This window comes from Cupriavidus sp. CP313 (genome assembly GCF_054072015.1).
The window spans coordinates 396206-413783 of sequence record NZ_JBSVZB010000004.1; the positions used below are offsets into that span (position 1 = coordinate 396206).

The window sequence follows — 17578 nt, forward strand, 5'->3', positions numbered from 1 at the left end:
CTCTTGTTCTTACGCCGTGGCCACGGTGCCGGTGGCCGGCACCAGGTCAATGGCCTTCTCTACGGTGACCGTGCCGTACATCGCGCCCAGGCTCATGGCCGCCGGCGTTGCCGCCGGCACGCGCACGGTGTTGGCCGGGAGCGTGGCTTCAAGCACGGCCGGCAGCACGACACTGCCCTGCCCTTGCGTGACACGCACCGGATCGCCGGACTGGATGCCAAGGCTGGCGAACAGGTCGGCCGGCAGCGCGATCTGCATGGCGCGGCGCGCGGCAGCGCTCAGCTGCAGCGACTCGGCGCGGCGCACGATCGGGTCGGCGTGGTAGATCGGCACATCGGCAATGCGTTCGATGCCGTTGGCGGCAGCGGCGGCGACGCGGATCGGCGCATCGGTGGCGTTGTCCAGCTGCGCGTCGACCGGGGCCGACAGCACTTCAGCACGCACCGACTCGGCGGTTTCGTAGTCGAAGCCGGCCACGTCCAGCAGGTTGCCCAGCACGCGCAGCACCTTCCAGCCCGGACGCGATTCGCCCAGGGCGCGCACCACGCCATTGAAGCTCTGCGGCTTGCCTTCGCAGTTGACGAAGGTGCCGGAGGTTTCCGTGAACGGCGTCACCGGCAGGATCACGTCGGCGTACTGCATGGCCGCTTCCGAACGGAACGGCGACAGCACCACCACCGTGCCGGCCTGGGCCAGCGCGGCCAGCGCCTTGCGCGGGTCGGCGGCGTCGAACTCGGGTTCGGTGTTCAGCAGGACGTAGGCCTTGCGCGGCGTGTCCAGCATCGCCTGCGCATTGGCGCCGCCCTGCTTGGGCAGCGCGCCGGCGACATAGCCGCCGACGGTGTTGGCGGCTTCGGTCAGGAAGCCCAGCGTCGCACCGGTTTCGGTGGCGATCCACTGTGCCAGCGCGTGCAGCGCCGAGAACTGCGGATGACGCACCGCCTCGTTGCCGAGGAACACCGCACGGCGCTCGCCCGAAAGCAGCGCTTCGGCCACCTTGCCAGCGGCTTCGCCGCCGTCGAAACCTTCGGTGCCGGCCGGGGCAGCAACGCCCTTGGCGGCGGCCACGGCACGGGCCACGCCGGCGAGCGCCGCGGTCCAGCCCGACGGCGCCACGTCGATGCGGGCGGCCAGCGGCATCAGCAGGTCTTCACCGCCGGCACCCAGCACGGCCACGCGGGCACCCTTCTTGGTGGCCTGGCGCAGGCGCGAGGCCAGCAGCGGATGATCCTTGCGCAGCGACGAGCCGATCACCAGCACGCGTTGCAGCGTGGTCACGTCGGCCACCGGCATGCCCAGCCACGGCGTACCCTTCAGCGCGGCCGAGAAGTCGGACTGGCGCAGGCGGAAGTCGACGTTGTCGCTGCCCAGGCCGCGCATCAGCTTGCCCAGCAGGAACAGCTCTTCCAGCGTGCTGTGCGGGCTGGCCAGCGCGGCGATCTGGTCGGCGCCGTGATCGCGCTTGATGCCGGCGAGGCCGTTGGCGACGTATTCCAGCGCGGTCTGCCAGTCGGTTTCCATCCATTCGCCGCCCTGCTTCAGCAGCGGGCGGGTCAGGCGGTCGGCGCTGTTCAGGCCTTCATACGAGAAGCGGTCCTTGTCGGAGATCCAGCACTCGTTGATGTCTTCGTTTTCCAGCGGCAGCACGCGCATCACGCGCTGGTTCTTGGTCTGCACCACCAGGTTCGCGCCCAGGCCATCGTGCGGCGACACCGACTTGCGGCGGGCCAGTTCCCAGGTACGGGCCGAGTAGCGGAACGGCTTGCTGGTCAACGCGCCGACCGGGCACAGGTCGATCATGTTGCCCGACAGTTCCGAATCGACGGTCTTGCCGACGAAGGTGGTGATTTCCGAATGCTCGCCGCGGCCCAGCATGCCCAGCTCCATCACGCCGGCCACTTCCTGGCCGAAACGCACGCAGCGGGTGCAGTGGATGCAGCGGGTCATCTCCTCCATGGAGATCAGCGGGCCCACATTCTTGTGGAACACCACGCGCTTCTCTTCCTTGTAGCGCGATTCCGAGGCACCGTAGCCCACGGCCAGATCCTGCAGCTGGCATTCGCCGCCCTGATCGCAGATCGGGCAGTCGAGCGGGTGGTTGATCAGCAGGAATTCCATCACGGACTTCTGCGCCTTGACCGCCTTCTCCGAATTGGTGAAGACTTTCATGCCGGGGGTTACCGGCGTGGCGCAGGCAGGCAGCGCCTTCGGGGCCTTTTCGACCTCGACCAGGCACATGCGGCAGTTGGCCGCGATGGACAGTTTGCGGTGGTAGCAGAAGTGCGGGATGTAGGTGCCCAGCTTGCGGGCCGCTTCCATCACCAGGCTGCCTTCAGCAACCTCAACCTTCTTGCCGTCGATCTCTAGTTCAACCATGTTCTGCCACGCTTAGATGTAGGCCGGAACCATGCACTGCTTGTGTTCGACGTGATACTCGAACTCTTTCCAGTAGTGCTTGAGCATGCCGCGGACCGGCATCGCCGCGGCATCGCCGAGCGCGCAGATGGTGCGGCCCATGATGTTTTCCGCGACGTTGTTGAGCAGGTCCAGGTCTTCCTGGCGCCCCTCTCCGTGTTCGATGCGATTGACCATGCGGTAGAGCCAGCCGGTGCCTTCGCGGCACGGCGTGCACTGGCCGCACGATTCCTCAAAATAGAAGTACGACAGGCGCAGCAGCGAGCGGACCATGCAGCGCGTCTCGTCCATCACGATCACCGCGCCCGAGCCCAGCATCGAGCCGGCCTTGGCGATCGAGTCGTAGTCCATGTCGGACGCCATCATCAGGTCGCCCGGCACCACCGGCGCGGACGAACCGCCCGGGATCACCGCCTTGATGCGCTTGCCGCCGCGCATGCCGCCGGCGAGTTCCAGCAGCTTGGCGAACGGCGTGCCCAGCGGGATCTCGTAGTTGCCGGGACGCTCGACGTCGCCCGAGATCGAGAAGATCTTGGTGCCGCCGTTGTTTGGCTTGCCCATCTTCAGGTAGTTCTCGGGGCCGACGGCCAGCAGGAACGGCACCGCGGCGAAGGTCTCAGTGTTGTTGATGGTGGTCGGCTTGCCGTACAGGCCAAAGCTGGCCGGGAACGGCGGCTTGAAGCGCGGCTGGCCTTTCTTGCCTTCCAGCGATTCGAGCAGCGCGGTTTCCTCGCCGCAGATGTAGGCGCCGTAGCCGTGGTGCGCGTGCAGCTGGAAATCAAAGCCCGAGCCCAGGATGTTGTCACCCAGGAAGCCGGCAGCGCGCGCCTCTTCGAGGGCTTCCTCGAAGATCTTGTACTCGTTCCAGATCTCGCCGTGGATGTAGTTGTAGCCCACGGTGATGCCCATCGCATACGCGCCGATGGCCATGCCCTCGATCAGCGAATGCGGGTTGTAGCGGATGATGTCGCGGTCCTTGAACGTGCCGGGCTCGCCTTCATCGGTGTTGCAGACCAGGTATTTCTGACCCGGGAACGTACGCGGCATGAAGCTCCACTTCAGGCCGGTCGGGAAGCCCGCACCGCCACGGCCGCGCAGGCCCGAGGCCTTGACGTCGGCGATCACCTGCTCGGGCGGAATCTTCTCGGTCAGGATGCGCTTCAGTTGCTGGTAGCCGCCACGCTTGACGTAGTCTTCCAGGTGCCAATTCTTGCCGTCCAGGCCGGCCAGGATCAGCGGCTGGATATGGCGGTCGTGCAGACTGGTCATGTTACTTGCCCCCCTTGGCTTCGGCCTTGAGCTCGTCGACCAGGGCGTCGAGCTTGTCGTCGCTCATCCAGCTGCACATGCGGGTGTTGTTGACGATCATCACCGGCGCATCGCCGCAAGCGCCCATGCACTCGCCTTCCTTCAGCGTGAAGCAGCCATCCGCGGTGGTTTCGTTGTAGTCGATCCCGAGCTTGCGCTTCAGGTAGTCGCCAGCCCGCTCGCCGCCCGACAGGGCGCACGGCAGGTTGGTGCAGACGGTGAGCTTGTACTTGCCCACCGGCTTGGTGTCGTACATGTTGTAGAAGGTCGCCACCTCTTCCACCCACACGGGCGGCATCTCGAGGTAGTTGGCGACGAACTGCATGACTTCGGGGGAAACCCAGCCCACCTCGCCCTGCGCCACGGCAAGCGCCGCCATCACGGCCGACTGCTTCTGGTCGGCCGGATACTTCGCGATCGCGCGATCGATTTCCTTGAGAGCTTCTGCTGATAGCATGGTCATTGCAGTAAAACGGCGTCAGGCAGCGCCACTGGGCGTTCCCTTCCGCAGGTTTGCAGCCGTCGCTGCCCGTTCCGCCGGCAGGCCTGAGGCCCTACCGGTCCGCCGCGGGTCTTCCGCCCGCCCCCCCTGGGGAGCGCCGCGGAAAGCGCCCGGATCGTCGTCCGGGCCGGCGGTCCGTGATTAGCGGTCGATCTCGCCGAAGACGATGTCTTGCGTGCCGATGATCGTTACCGCGTCAGCAATCATGTGTCCCTTGGCCATTTCGTCGAGCGCGGCCAAGTGAGGGAAACCAGGTGCACGGATCTTCAGGCGGTACGGCTTGTTCGCCCCGTCCGAGATCGCGTAGATGCCAAATTCGCCCTTCGGGTGCTCCACCGCAGCATACGCTTCGCCTTCCGGCACGTGCATGCCTTCGGTGAACAGCTTGAAGTGGTGGATCAGCTCTTCCATGTTGGACTTCATGTCCACGCGCGAGGGCGGCGCCACCTTGTGGTTATCGGTAATCACCGGGCCCGGGTTGCGGCGCAGCCATTCCACGCACTGCTTGATGATCCGGTTGGACTGGCGCATCTCCTCCACGCGCACCAGATAGCGCGCGTAGCAGTCGCCGCCCACGCCCACCGGGATGTCGAAGTCCATCTTGTCGTACACCTCGTACGGCTGCTTCTTGCGCAGGTCCCATTCGATGCCGGAGCCACGCAGCATCGGGCCGGTAAAGCCCATCTGCAGCGCGCGTTCCGGGCTGACCACGCCGATGTCCACCAGGCGCTGCTTCCAGATCCGGTTGTCAGTCAGCAGCGTCTCGTATTCGTCGACGTGCTTCGGGAACCGGTTGGTGAAGTCCTCGATGAAGTCCAGCAGCGAGCCCGAACGCGCCTCGTTCATGGCCTTGATGGCGCGCTCGTTGTGTACCTTGGACGCACGATATTGCGGCATCGTGTCAGGCAGGTCGCGATACACGCCGCCCGGACGATAGTAGGCCGCGTGCATGCGCGCGCCCGACACCGCCTCGTACATGTCGAACATGTCCTCGCGCTCGCGGAAGGCGTACAGGAACACCGCCATCGCGCCCACGTCCAGCGCGTGCGAGCCGATCCACATCAGGTGGTTCAGCAGGCGGGTGATCTCGTCGAACATCACGCGGATGTACTGCGCGCGCACCGGCACCTCGAGGCCCAGCAGGCGCTCGATTGCCATCACGTAGGCGTGCTCGTTGACCATCATCGACACATAGTCGAGGCGGTCCATGTACGGCACGTTCTGGATCCAGGTCTTCTGCTCGGCCAGCTTTTCAGTGGCACGGTGCAGCAGGCCGATATGGGGGTCGGCGCGCTGGATGACTTCGCCGTCCAGCTCCAGCACCAGGCGCAGCACGCCGTGCGCTGCCGGGTGTTGCGGGCCGAAGTTCAGGGTGTAGTTCTTGATGTCTGCCATGGCGCGTTATCAGTGCAAGCCGCCGTAGTTGTCCTCGCGGATCACGCGCGGGGTGATTTCGCGCGGCTCGATCGTGACCGGCTGGTAGATGACCCGCTTCTGTTCCGGGTCGTAGCGCATCTCGACGAAGCCCGAAACCGGGAAATCCTTGCGGAACGGATGGCCGACGAAACCGTAGTCGGTCAGGATGCGGCGCAGGTCCGGATGGCCGTCGAAGACGATGCCGTAGAAATCGAAGGCTTCACGCTCGAACCAGTTGACGCCGTTCCACACGTCGATTACCGACGGCAGCACCGGGAAATCATCGTCCGGGGCGAACACGCGCACGCGCAGGCGCCAGTTGTGGGTAATCGACAGCAGCTGCGAGACCGCGGCAAAACGCAGGCCGTCCCAGGCACCGTCGCCGTACTCGGAATAGTCCACGCCGCACAGGTCGATCAGCTGCTCGAAGCGCAGCGTCGGATCGTCGCGCAGGATGCGGGCAACTTCGAGGTAGTCGTCGGCCTTGACGATCAGCGTCAGTTCGCCGGTCGCCTCGATCAGATTCTGCACGCGCTTGCCGAGAGCTTTCTCGAGCGCGGCCTTCAGGATGTCAAGCTTCGCCATTTCAGCCCTTGCGCGCGATGGTGTTGGTACGCTTGATCTTGTTCTGCAGCTGGATCACGCCGTAGATCAGCGCTTCGGCCGTCGGCGGGCAGCCCGGCACGTAGATATCCACCGGCACGATGCGGTCGCAGCCACGCACCACCGAGTACGAGTAGTGGTAGTAGCCGCCGCCATTGGCGCACGAGCCCATCGAGATCACCCAGCGCGGTTCCGCCATCTGGTCGTAGACCTTGCGCAGCGCGGGGGCCATCTTGTTGCACAGCGTGCCGGCCACGATCATCACGTCCGACTGGCGCGGCGACGGGCGGAAGATCACGCCGAAGCGGTCCATGTCGTAGCGCGCGGCGCCGGCATGCATCATTTCCACGGCACAGCAGGCCAGGCCGAAAGTCATCGGCCACAGCGACCCGGTGCGGGTCCAGTTGATCAGCTTGTCAGCGGTAGTCGTGACGAAGCCTTCATTGAGAACGCCTTCGATTGCCATTTCACATCACTCCCAATCGAGCGCGCCCTTTTTCCAGATGTAGACGAAGCCCACGATGAATTCCAGCAGAAACACGCCCATGGCGATGAAACCCGGCCAGCCGATATCCCGCAGGGCGACACCCCACGGAAACAGGAAGGCGGTTTCGAGATCGAACAGGATAAACAGGATGGCGATGAGGTAGTAGCGCACATCGAACTTCATGCGCGCGTCCTCGAACGCTTCGAAGCCGCACTCGTACGGCGACAGCTTCGCGGGATCGGGCTTGTTCGGACCGAGGATCCGACCGATCGACATCAGCGCCACGCCAAGCACGACACCGAAGATGATGAAGATGAGAACGGGGAAGTAGGCTTCGAGATTCAAGGTACGGCCAGCCTTATCTGGAATGTTGTCAACAGCACCAGCTGAAGCGGCGTCCTGTTGCCCACCCCAGGCGCTAAGCCATAAGCCTCATGGCGCGCCGCCTTGCGGACTGCCGGAGCCCCACGCTCGGGTGCATTGCCCGGCCAGGGACTCCGATCAAGTTGTTTGGTGCCGACGGCGAGACTCGAACTCGCACAGCTTTCGCCACTACCCCCTCAAGATAGCGTGTCTACCAATTTCACCACGTCGGCTGGGGGAGAAACATATTGCCTGGCGCCGGGTTTTCAGGCCCTTCAGGTCCGTTGCAGAGGCTTTCGTCTTTGCTCGGAACCCATCGCTGGGGAATCGTTTCAAGCCTTGCATTCTAACCCAAATTTCTTGCTTTGTTCAACGCACAACTGCAAAAAAACTCAGGAATCCGCCGCAAGGCTTACGGATTATTTCGGAACAGCGGGGGCTGCCGGCGCCGATGCGTCAGCGGCCGCGGCCGCGGCTGCAGCGGGAGCCGAAGCACCTGCCACTGCGGGCGCCGAAGCCGGCGCCGCGCCCATCACGCCCAGCGATGCAGCCGGCTTGTAGTTGCCCAGCAGCGTCAGGGCCAGCGTGCAGACGAAGAACAGCGTGGCCAGCACGGCGGTGGTGCGCGACAGGAAGTTTGCCGAGCCAGTGGCACCGAACAGGCTGCCCGAGGCGCCCGAACCGAATGCCGCGCCGACATCGGCGCCCTTGCCATGCTGGATCAGCACCAGGCCAATCACGCCCAGCGCCGACAACACCTGCAGCACCACCAACAAAGTCTTGAAGATTGCCATTTGATTTAAATAAGCCTTACTGGCTGGTTACTTGCCTGATCGGTCGATCGGAACGGCCGGCATTCAGGCGTTGCCGATCGCGAGAAAATCTTCCGACTTCAGCGAGGCGCCGCCAATCAGGCCCCCGTCGATATCGGTCATGGAAAACAGTTCGGCCGCATTGTCCGGCTTGACGCTGCCGCCGTACAGGATGGCCATGCGAGCGGCCACGCCCGCATCGCGCGCGGTAACCTGGCCGCGCAGGAACGCGTGCACTGCCTGCGCCTGCTCGCTGGTGGCGGTCTTGCCGGTGCCGATCGCCCAGACCGGCTCATAGGCCAGCACCACGCGGCTCAGCTGCTCCACCGTCAGCGCGTCCAGCACGGCCTGCAGTTGCTTGCCGACCACCGCCTCGGTCTCGCCCGCCTCGCGCTGGGCCAGCGATTCGCCCACGCAGACCACCGGGACGATACCGAATTCCAGCGCGCGCAGCGCCTTGGCCGCCACGGTCTGGTCGGTTTCGCCATGATAGGTGCGGCGCTCCGAGTGGCCGACCAGCACATAAGTGCAGCCAAACTCGCCCACCATCGATGCCGCGACTTCACCGGTAAAGGCGCCGCGCGCCTCTGCCGACACATCTTGTGCGCCCCAGGCCACCTGCGAGCCATTCAGCAACGCCTGGCATTGTGCAAGATAGGGGAACGGCGCGCAGACCGCCAGCGTCGCCTTGGCCGCGCCAGCCTTGATGCCTTCCAGCAGTGCTGCGTTTGCAGCCAGGCTGCCATGCATCTTCCAATTGCCGATGACGAGCTTTTGTCTCACGAAGTGCCCCTCCCAAATCAAACCCGCTATTGTAGCTTGTGGCGGGGGCACGGCGCTACCGCCGCCCGATGGCGAGGGGCGGCAGCATTGGCCACATGCAACGGTCGATGTGCCTTACCAGGTCAGCACGATCTTGCCGATATGCTCGCTCGACTCCATCAGGCGATGCGCATCGGCCGCCTGCGCGGCCGGGAACACCTGGTGGATCACCGGCTTGATCTTGCCGGCGGCCAGCAGCGGCCACACTTGCTCATGCAGTGCCGCGGCGATCTTGCCCTTGAACGATGCCGGGCGCGGACGCAGCGTGGAGCCGGTCACGGTGATGCGCCGGCGCAGGATATCGCCCAGCGGGATCTCGGCCTTGGCGCCGCCCAGCAGCGCAATGATGACGATGCGGCCATCGTCGGCGATGCACTTCAGCTCGCGCGCCAGGTACGGGCCGGCAACCATGTCGAGAATCACGTCGACACCCTTGCCGCCGGTCAGCGTGGCCACCTCGGCGACGAAGTCCTGCGTCTTGTAGTTGATCGCGCGATCGGCGCCCAGGTCTTCGCAGGCCTTGCATTTCTCATCGGTGCCGGCGGTGACGAACACCTTGTAGCCCAGCGCCTTGGCGATCTGGATCGCGGTCGTGCCGATGCCGCTGGAGCCGCCCTGGATCAGCAGGGTCTCATCCTTGCCGCGCGGGCCCTGGCCCAGGTAGCCGCGGTCGAACACATTGCTCCAGACGGTGAAGAAGGTCTCCGGCAGCGCGGCGGCCTCGATATCGCTCAGGCCTTGCGGCGCGGGCAGGACCTGCGCCAGCGGCGCCGTGCACAGCTGTGCGTAGCCGCCGCCCTGCACCAGCGCGCAGACGCGGTCGCCCACCTTCAGGCCGAAGCGGTTGTCGGCATGCGACAGGTCGCCGCCCACCACCACGCCCGCCACTTCCAGGCCGGGCAGGTCCGAAGCGCCCGGCGGCACCGGGTAGTTGCCGGTGCGCTGGAAGACGTCCGGACGGTTGACGCCGGCGGCAGCCACGCGGATCAGGACCTCGCCCGCACCCGCCACCGGGTCGGGACGCTCGGTCAGCTGGAGGACTTCGGGGGCACCGTATTCGCGGATCTCGATGGCTTGCATGCTGCTCTGCTCCTTGTACTTGTCTTGGCGCGGCTCGACGATGCGTCGCGCCAGGTCGGTGTGAGCCTTGGCTCGATAGGGTTGCCGGCAGTGTAAACAAAAAAACGGCTGGACATCGTCCAGCCGTTTTTTCGGCGGCGCCACCTTGCGGCGGCACCTGCGGGCAATCCTGCCCCGCTGACTTTACTGCTGTTCCGAGCCTTCGGCCGGAGCGGCCGGCGCGGCGGCTTCGCCGGCGTTGATCGGGCTGATGCTGCCGCCCTCTTCGGCCAGCGCGGCCTTCAGCGACAGGCGCAGGCGGCCCTTCTCGTCAGCCTGGATCAGCTTGACGCGGACATGCTGGCCTTCCTTCAGCCAGTCCTTGATGTCCTTCACACGCTCGTTGACGATTTCCGAGATGTGCAGCAGGCCATCCTTGCCCGGCAGGATGTTGACGATGGCGCCGAAGTCCAGCAGCTTCAGCACGGTACCGGCGTAGATCTTGCCCACTTCGGCTTCCGCGGTGATGCCCTCGATGCGGCGCTTGGCTTCGGCCATGCCGTCGGTCGAGGTCGACGCGATCGTGATCGTGCCGTCTTCCTGGATGTCGATGGTGGTGCCGGTTTCCTTGGTCAGCGCCTGGATGGTCGAGCCGCCCTTGCCGATCACTTCGCGGATCTTGTCCGGATGGATCTTCATGGTGATCATGCGCGGTGCGTGTGCCGACAGCTCGGTGCGGGCGTGGCCCATGGCTTCCTGCATCTTGTGCAGGATGTGCAGGCGGCCTTCACGGGCCTGCGCCAGCGCAACCTGCATGATCTCCTTGGTGATGCCCTGGACCTTGATGTCCATCTGCAGCGCGGTGATGCCGTTGTCGGTACCCGCCACCTTGAAGTCCATGTCGCCCAGGTGGTCTTCGTCACCCAGGATGTCGGTCAGCACGGCGAACTTGTTGCCTTCCAAGATCAGGCCCATGGCCACGCCGGCGACGTGCGCCTTCACCGGAACGCCGGCGTCCATCAGCGCCAGGCAGCCGCCGCAGACCGAAGCCATCGACGACGAGCCGTTGGATTCGGTGATTTCCGAAACCAGGCGGATGGTGTAGGCGAATTCATCGTCCTTCGGCAGCACCGGGATCAGTGCGCGCTTGGCCAGGCGGCCGTGGCCGATTTCGCGGCGCTTCGGGCTGCCCACGCGGCCGGTTTCACCGGTGGCGAACGGGGGCATGTTGTAGTGGAGCATGAAGCGGTCGCGGTATTCGCCGGCCAGCGCGTCGATGATCTGCTCGTCGCTCTTGGTGCCGAGCGTGGCCACCACCAGCGCCTGGGTTTCACCACGGGTGAACAGCGCCGAGCCGTGCGCGCGCGGCAGCACCGACGAGCGGATCTCGATCGGGCGCACCGTACGGGTGTCGCGGCCGTCGATACGCGGCTCGCCAGCCAGCACCTGGCCGCGCACGATCTTGGCTTCCAGGTCGAACATGATATTGCCGACTTCCACCTTGTCGGCTTCCACGCCGGCGGCTGCCAGTGCGGCCGCCACGTTGGCGTTCACTTCCTTCAGCTTCTGGCTGCGGGCCGACTTCTGGCGCAGCTGGTAGGCTTCCTGCAGCAGCGGCAGTGCCACTTCGGTGACCTTGGCGATCAGCGGCTCGTTCTTGGCGGCCGGGGCCCAGTCCCACTCGGGCTTGCCGCCTTCGCGCACCAGCTCATGGATGGCGTTGATCGCGATCTGCATTTGCTCGTGGCCATAGACCACGGCGCCCAGCATGACCTCTTCGGACAGCTGGTTGGCTTCCGATTCCACCATCAGCACGGCGCGCTCGGTGCCGGCGACCACCAGGTCCAGGTCCGAGGTGGCGAGCTGCGAGCGGGTCGGGTTCAGCAGGTACTGGCCATCCTTGTAGCCCACGCGCGCAGCGCCAACCGGGCCGTTGAACGGAATGCCCGACACGGCCAGCGCGGCCGACGCGCCGATCAGCGCGGGAATGTCAGCGGGCACTTCCGGGTTCAGCGACACCACGTGGATCACCACCTGGACTTCGTTGTAGAAGCCTTCCGGGAACAGCGGGCGCAGCGGACGGTCGATCAGGCGCGAGGTCAGGGTCTCGTTTTCCGACGGACGGCCTTCACGCTTGAAGAAGCCGCCGGGGATCTTGCCGGCCGCGTAGGTCTTCTCGATGTAGTCGACGGTCAGCGGGAAGAAGTCCTGGCCCGGCTTCGGGCTCTTGGCGGCGACCACGGTCGCCAGCACCACGGTGTCTTCCACATCGACCAGCACGGCACCGCCGGCCTGGCGGGCGATTTCGCCGGTTTCCATGCGGACCGTGTGCTGGCCCCACTGGAATTCCTTGACGATCTTGTTGAACATGGACATGTGCATTCCTTGGCTTGCGTGCAGGCCGCGCAATCACGCAATAACACGCGCACGGCCTGCGACGCCTGCGTTCTCAGCCGCAGGCAAACTGCCGGGTTGCCGGTCGCAGTCGCAGGGAAGTGCTATGCCATTCCAGCGCGGCACTGGCGTTGCCGATGCCGCGCTGGAATGACACAAAGCCCTGTTTCCTTGGCCGGTCCGGGGTATTGAAAACAGAAAAAAGAACAACTTACTCCGTTGCGCAGCTTGCTGCAACGGGCGCCCGGGGAATCAGAATGTCCGCCGGGCTGCGTGAAGCGAAAATCACTCCATCAACTGCCTGCATCCCTGGGCAAAGCGGATTCACCCCGCCAGAAATGCAAAATGCCTGCCCCAGCATTGCTGAAGCAGGCATCGAGGCCTCACGCGAAACCGTGCAAACCCTGGAATCGCGCTGCCATCGGGCGCAACCTTACTTGCGCAGGCCCAGCTTTTCGATCAGGGCGCGGTAACGGTCGGCGTCGTTGGACTTGAGGTAGTCCAGCAGGCGGCGACGGCGGCTCACCATGCGCAGCAGACCGCGGCGGCTGTGGTGATCCTTCATGTTGGCCTTGAAGTGCGGGGTCAGTTCGTTGATGCGGGTGGTCAGCAGGGCCACTTGCACTTCGGGGCTGCCAGTGTCGTTGGCGCCACGTGCGAACTGCTTGATGACTTCGGACTTGTTGATATCGGCAACTGCCATGATGATTTCCTTTCACTTGCGAACGCTACAGCGCGGGATGCGCCGCATGCGTCGTGCCATGTTTTGACTGGCTACCGCCGCCACCCGGCCAACGGCCAGGCAACGACAGCCGCGGATTATAGCCGAAAAGCTGCGACTGGAGTACCGAGCGGCCTGTGCGAGCGCGCTGGCGCTCAGGGGCGCTCCATCCGGCACGTGGTCGGCAGCGTGGTCTGCGCGGCCTTGAGCTTGCGCACGGTACGGAAGCCATAACCCGAGCCCTCGTTGTCGAAGCGCACTGCCCCGCCCTGGCGCTCCATCACCGACACGTACAGCGGCTGCAGCACCTGGTGGTCGTCGGCACGCACGGTGGCCTCATGGAACTGGTTGACGTAGCGCATGTTCTCCAGCGCGCGCGCCACCTTGACCGCATCGGTGGAGCCGGCCTGCTCGATCGCGCGCGCCAGCATTTCCACCATCATCTGCATGCGCAGGTGCACGTAGTCGTCCTTCGGCTCGGGATAGCGCGCGCGGAACTGCTGGTAGAAGGCGTCCGATGCCGCCCCGCCCACGTTCGGGTGCCACTCGGCCACCGCCAGCACGCGGCCCACGCCGGCATCGCCCATCGCCGCGGGCGCGCCCAGGCCATTGCCGTAGAAGGTGTAGAACTTGGCCTGCAGGCCGCCTTCGCGTGCGGCCTTGACCATCAGCGTCAGGTCGTTGCCCCAGTTGCCGGTAATGACCGCGTCCGCCCCGCTCGCCTTGATCTTGGCGATATAGGGCGCAAAGTCCTTGATCTTGCCGATCGGGTGGAACTCGTCGCCCACGATCTGGATATCCGGCCGGCGCGCCGCCAGCATCTCGCGCGCCGAGCGCGACACCTGGTGGCCGAAGCTGTAGTCCTGGTCGATCAGGTAGACGCGGCGCACGGCCTGGTCCTGACGGATCACCTCGGTCAGCGCCTGCATGCGCATGTCGGCGCTGGCGTCGAAGCGGAAATGCCAGAAGCTGCAGTTCTCGTTGGTCAGGCTGGGATCGACCGCCGAGTAGTTCAGGAACAGCACGCGCGCGTCGGGCTGGCGCGCGTTGTGGCGGTTGATGGCCGACACCAGCGCGCCGGCCACGGCCGAGCTGTTGCCCTGCAGGACAAAGGGAATGCGCTTGTCGGTCAGGGCCCGCAACTGGATCAGGCTCTCGTCGACATTGCCTTTGCTGTCAAAGGTCACCAGCTCCATGGGCCGTGCACCCTCGGCGGTCTTGACGCCGCCGCGCGCGTTGATGCGCTCGATCGCCAGGCGCAGGTTGCGCGTCACGGCTTCGCCCGCGTTGGCAAACGGGCCGGACAGCCCGTCGATCATGCCCAGCCGGATCGGCTCTTGTGCCGACGCGCCCGCCGCTGCCGCCAGCAACAACCCGCCCAGCCATCCACGCCACCGTGCCGCAACCTTCATGTTCTCTCCCGGAAAGCGCTGGATAGTACGGCAGCGACCGGTTGCGGGCAAATGCCACCCGGGCCCAATCATTGGCCGCCGTTTCCGCGAGGAAACCGCCAGGTTGCGGGAAGATCCGTCAAAAAGCAGCGCCCGGCGCACACAAGACCGGAGGCCGCACTACACTTGCGGTATTCACCATCCACGCATCGACCGAGGTTTGCCATGAATTCTGTCATCGCCAACGGCGTGCGCCGGCTCATGCTGGCGCTGGGCGTCGCCATGCTGTCTGCCTGCACCACGCTGATGCCGGTACAGGAAGGCACCAAGCTGGTGGGCCAGCCGCAGGCCGCGGTACAGGCCGTGTTCGGTCCGCCCACCGATGTGTTCCAGCTGCGCGACGGGACCTCGCGCTGGATCTACACCAAGCAGCCGCTGGGCCAGTACGCCTATGGCGCCGACTTCGACCGCAACGGCAACCTGACCCGCTTCAGCAATGTGCTGTCTACGCTGGAACTGTACAAGGCGCAGGTCGGCACCTGGACCAAGCAGGACGTGGCCGAGCATTTCGGCATGACGCGCCTGCCGGTCGAGTACTACCCGCTGATGCGGCGCGAGGTCTGGTCCTACCGCTTCCGCCATGAAGACGTGTGGCCGTCGCTGTACAACTTCTATTTCGACGACGGCGGCATCCTGCGCCAGACCCAGATCACGCCAGACCCGATGTACGACCCCGACGAGCGCCGCCACTGAGCCATGAAAATGCCCGCCACCCCCGGGTCGGGAATGGCGGGCCTGGTCCGGACGCTCAGGCCGGGTAAGCCTTCCGCCGTCTACGCAGAGGCCTTGGTCAGATCTGCGGATTGATCTTTTGCACAGCCTTGTCGTGCAGCTTGTTCAGCGCGGCCAGGTAGGCCTTGGCCGAGGCGGCGACGATATCCGGGTCGGTGCCCACGCCGTTGACGATGCGGCCAGCTTTGGACAGGCGCACGGTGACTTCGCCCTGGGCCTCGGTGCCACCGGTGATGGCGTTCACCGAATAGAGCACCATCTCGGCGCCGCTGGACACGCGTGATTCAATCGCATGCAGGGTGGCGTCGACCGGGCCGTTGCCCTCGCCCTCGCCGCTCTGCTCCTGGCCGTCCATGCTGAACACCACGCGCGCGTGCGGGCGCTCACCGGTCTCGGAGTGCTGCGACAGCGAGATAAAGCGGAAGTGCTCGTTGGCATCGTGCTGGGCCTCGTTCGAGACGATGGCGACGATGTCCTCGTCGAAGATCTCGGACTTCTGGTCGGCCAGTTCCTTGAAGCGGGTGAAGGCGGCATTGACTTCGCTCTCGCTCTCGAGCTCGATGCCCAGTTCCTGCAGGCGCTGCTTGAAGGCATTGCGGCCCGACAGCTTGCCCAGCACGATCTTGTTGGCGCTCCAGCCCACATCTTCCGCACGCATGATCTCGTAGGTGTCGCGCGCCTTGAGCACGCCATCCTGGTGGATGCCCGAAGCATGCGCGAAGGCATTGGCGCCCACCACGGCCTTGTTCGGCTGCACCACGAAACCGGTGATCTGCGACACCAGCTTCGAGGCCGGCACGATCTGCGTGGTATCCACACCGACATCCAGGTCGAAATAGTCGCGACGCGTCTTCACCGCCATCACCACTTCTTCCAGGCTGGTGTTGCCGGCGCGCTCGCCCAGGCCGTTGATGGTGCATTCGACCTGGCGCGCGCCGGCCATCTTGACGGCGGCGAGCGAGTTGGCCACGGCCATGCCCAGGTCGTTATGGCAGTGCACCGACCAGATCGCCTTGTCCGAGTTGGGGATGCGCTCGCGCACCGAGCGGATCAGCGCGGCGTAGCCTTCCGGCACGGCATAGCCCACGGTATCCGGCAGGTTGATGGTGGTCGCGCCCTCGGCGATCACGCCTTCCAGCACGCGGCACAGGAAGTCCATGTCCGAGCGGCTGCCGTCTTCCGGCGAGAACTCGATATCGTCGGTGAACTGGCGCGCAAAGCGCACCGCCAGGCGGGCCTGCTGATACACCTCGTCCGGCGTCATGCGCAGCTTCTTCTCCATGTGCAGCGCGGACGTGGCGATGAAGGTGTGGATGCGGAACGAGTTGGCCGGCTTGAGCGCCTCGGCGGCGCGGGCAATGTCCTTGTCATTGGCACGGGCCAGCGAGCAGATGGTCGAGTCCTTGACCACCTGCGCGATCGAGCGGATCGCCTCGAAGTCGCCGTTGGAGCTCGCCGCGAAACCAGCCTCGATCACATCGACCTTCAGGCGTTCCAGCTGGCGTGCGATGCGGATCTTTTCCTCGCGGGTCATCGAGGCGCCGGGCGACTGCTCGCCGTCACGCAAGGTGGTGTCGAAAATGATGAGTTTGTCAGACATTTTGTGGAGCTCCTGATTGCTTATCGTGTGCTGTCCCCGGCATGCTGCGTCCGGGGCCTACCGCCTGTTCCGCGCTCCACGGCTGTGGAATGCAAAACGCCCCGGCGTGCATGGAGCAGGCCGGGGCGTTGGAAAAATTCCTTGCGGATTTCGCGCTAAGGGGTAAGTCCGTCCTTAGCGCGCGCGCGTCCCGACCTGATGGCCTAGTAGGCCACCTAGGGTGGTGCGGGCGATTAGGACTTGGCGCGAAATCATGCCAGCGACTATAGCCGAGTTGGCGCGCCCATGCAATACAGGGTTTAGCCCATTTTGCCCGGACGCGCCAGCGGCGGATCAGCCCTTGGGCGGAATGCGCAGCTTCTGGCCCGGGTAGATCTTGTCCGGGTGGCTCAGCATCGGCTTGTTGGCCTCGAAGATCTTGTTGTACTCGGCGCCGTTGCCATAAGCAGCCTGGGAGACCGCCCACAGCGTGTCGCCCTTGACCACGGTATGCCACGTCGATTCCACGGATTCGACGTTGACGGACATCTTGTCCTCGACCTTGTCCACGCCCTCGACATTGCCGGCGCACAGGATGATCTTCTCGCGCGTGGCCTGGTCCGGTGCCACGCCGAACACGGTGACCAGCCCCTGCGAGCCGTCCACCTGCGCCATCAGCCCGGTGGCATCCAGGCCCATCTTCCTGATGTAGCCCTCGATCGCATCGCCCGCGGCGCGATTGGCGGCATCGACCTTCTCCGCCGAGGCATCCGCCGCGGCGGCCTCTTGCGCGGCCTTGGCCTCGCCAGTGCCGAACAGCTTTTCTCCCGCTTCCTTGATGAAGTCGAACATGCCCATGACATCCTCCTGACGGTGAGTGGAAAACACTGCAGAGTGCCACGGCTTGATGGCCG

16 protein-coding genes and 1 tRNA gene are annotated in these 17578 nt (G+C 65.1%); 1 reads left to right on the top strand and 16 read right to left on the bottom strand.

The genetic code is table 11. The features are described 5' to 3' along the window. Window positions 1-9: 9 nt before the first annotated feature. From nuoG to ACW4E8_RS08445, 14 genes are all read right to left on the bottom strand, one after another. Window positions 10-2376: an NADH-quinone oxidoreductase subunit NuoG gene (nuoG, locus tag ACW4E8_RS08380; protein WP_456804064.1), complete on the bottom strand. Its 2367-nt coding sequence runs from the start codon at window positions 2374-2376 to the stop codon at window positions 10-12. Window positions 2377-2388: 12 nt separating this feature from the next. Further along, entirely contained in the window at window positions 2389-3684 is a 1296-nt protein-coding gene (gene nuoF / locus ACW4E8_RS08385; RefSeq protein ID WP_018313199.1) for an NADH-quinone oxidoreductase subunit NuoF, read from the bottom strand. A 1-nt stretch (window position 3685) separates the two neighbouring features. Then, window positions 3686-4180, bottom strand: a complete 495-nt coding sequence (nuoE, locus tag ACW4E8_RS08390; RefSeq protein WP_456804065.1) for an NADH-quinone oxidoreductase subunit NuoE — start codon at window positions 4178-4180, stop codon at window positions 3686-3688. 186 nt (window positions 4181-4366) lie between these two features. Then, complete coding sequence (locus ACW4E8_RS08395) at window positions 4367-5620, bottom strand: NADH-quinone oxidoreductase subunit D (protein ID WP_456804066.1); 1254 nt, start codon at window positions 5618-5620, stop codon at window positions 4367-4369. 9 nt (window positions 5621-5629) lie between these two features. Next, a complete protein-coding gene (locus ACW4E8_RS08400) occupies window positions 5630-6226 on the bottom strand; it encodes an NADH-quinone oxidoreductase subunit C (RefSeq protein ID WP_456804067.1) in 597 nt (198 codons plus the stop codon). Window position 6227: 1 nt separating this feature from the next. Next, window positions 6228-6710: a NuoB/complex I 20 kDa subunit family protein gene (locus ACW4E8_RS08405; protein WP_008643342.1), complete on the bottom strand. Its 483-nt coding sequence runs from the start codon at window positions 6708-6710 to the stop codon at window positions 6228-6230. A gap of 6 nt (window positions 6711-6716) precedes the next feature. Further along, entirely contained in the window at window positions 6717-7076 is a 360-nt protein-coding gene (locus ACW4E8_RS08410; protein WP_010809131.1) for an NADH-quinone oxidoreductase subunit A, read from the bottom strand. Window positions 7077-7242: 166 nt separating this feature from the next. Further along, a tRNA-Leu gene (locus tag ACW4E8_RS08415) sits at window positions 7243-7327 on the bottom strand. A gap of 186 nt (window positions 7328-7513) precedes the next feature. After that, a complete protein-coding gene (gene secG / locus ACW4E8_RS08420; RefSeq protein ID WP_456804068.1) occupies window positions 7514-7888 on the bottom strand; it encodes a preprotein translocase subunit SecG in 375 nt (124 codons plus the stop codon). A 63-nt stretch (window positions 7889-7951) separates the two neighbouring features. Further along, entirely contained in the window at window positions 7952-8689 is a 738-nt protein-coding gene (tpiA, locus tag ACW4E8_RS08425; RefSeq protein WP_456804069.1) for a triose-phosphate isomerase, read from the bottom strand. A 114-nt stretch (window positions 8690-8803) separates the two neighbouring features. Then, window positions 8804-9808 carry an NAD(P)H-quinone oxidoreductase gene (locus tag ACW4E8_RS08430; RefSeq protein ID WP_456804070.1) on the bottom strand — a complete coding sequence of 335 codons (1005 nt, stop codon included), beginning with the start codon at window positions 9806-9808 and terminating at the stop codon, window positions 8804-8806. A 183-nt stretch (window positions 9809-9991) separates the two neighbouring features. Continuing rightward, entirely contained in the window at window positions 9992-12163 is a 2172-nt protein-coding gene (gene pnp / locus ACW4E8_RS08435; protein WP_456804071.1) for a polyribonucleotide nucleotidyltransferase, read from the bottom strand. 451 nt (window positions 12164-12614) lie between these two features. Beyond that, window positions 12615-12884, bottom strand: a complete 270-nt coding sequence (gene rpsO, locus ACW4E8_RS08440) for a 30S ribosomal protein S15 (protein ID WP_010809136.1) — start codon at window positions 12882-12884, stop codon at window positions 12615-12617. Window positions 12885-13057: 173 nt separating this feature from the next. Beyond that, on the bottom strand, window positions 13058-14314 hold the full coding sequence (locus ACW4E8_RS08445; RefSeq protein WP_340528767.1) for a branched-chain amino acid ABC transporter substrate-binding protein: 1257 nt from the start codon (window positions 14312-14314) through the stop codon (window positions 13058-13060). Window positions 14315-14518: 204 nt separating this feature from the next. Between ACW4E8_RS08445 and ACW4E8_RS08450 the strand changes: the two genes are divergently transcribed. Beyond that, on the top strand, window positions 14519-15046 hold the full coding sequence (locus tag ACW4E8_RS08450) for a hypothetical protein (protein WP_456804072.1): 528 nt from the start codon (window positions 14519-14521) through the stop codon (window positions 15044-15046). Window positions 15047-15143: 97 nt separating this feature from the next. On the opposite strand, the gene ACW4E8_RS08455 is transcribed toward ACW4E8_RS08450, so the two are convergent. Together ACW4E8_RS08455 and lysM are read right to left on the bottom strand one after the other, a co-directional pair. Further along, window positions 15144-16685, bottom strand: coding sequence for a 2-isopropylmalate synthase (locus ACW4E8_RS08455; RefSeq protein WP_456804073.1), 1542 nt, complete (start codon window positions 16683-16685; stop codon window positions 15144-15146). Between the two features lie 333 nt (window positions 16686-17018). Beyond that, window positions 17019-17522, bottom strand: a complete 504-nt coding sequence (lysM, locus tag ACW4E8_RS08460; RefSeq protein WP_456804074.1) for a peptidoglycan-binding protein LysM — start codon at window positions 17520-17522, stop codon at window positions 17019-17021. Window positions 17523-17578: the final 56 nt, after the last annotated feature.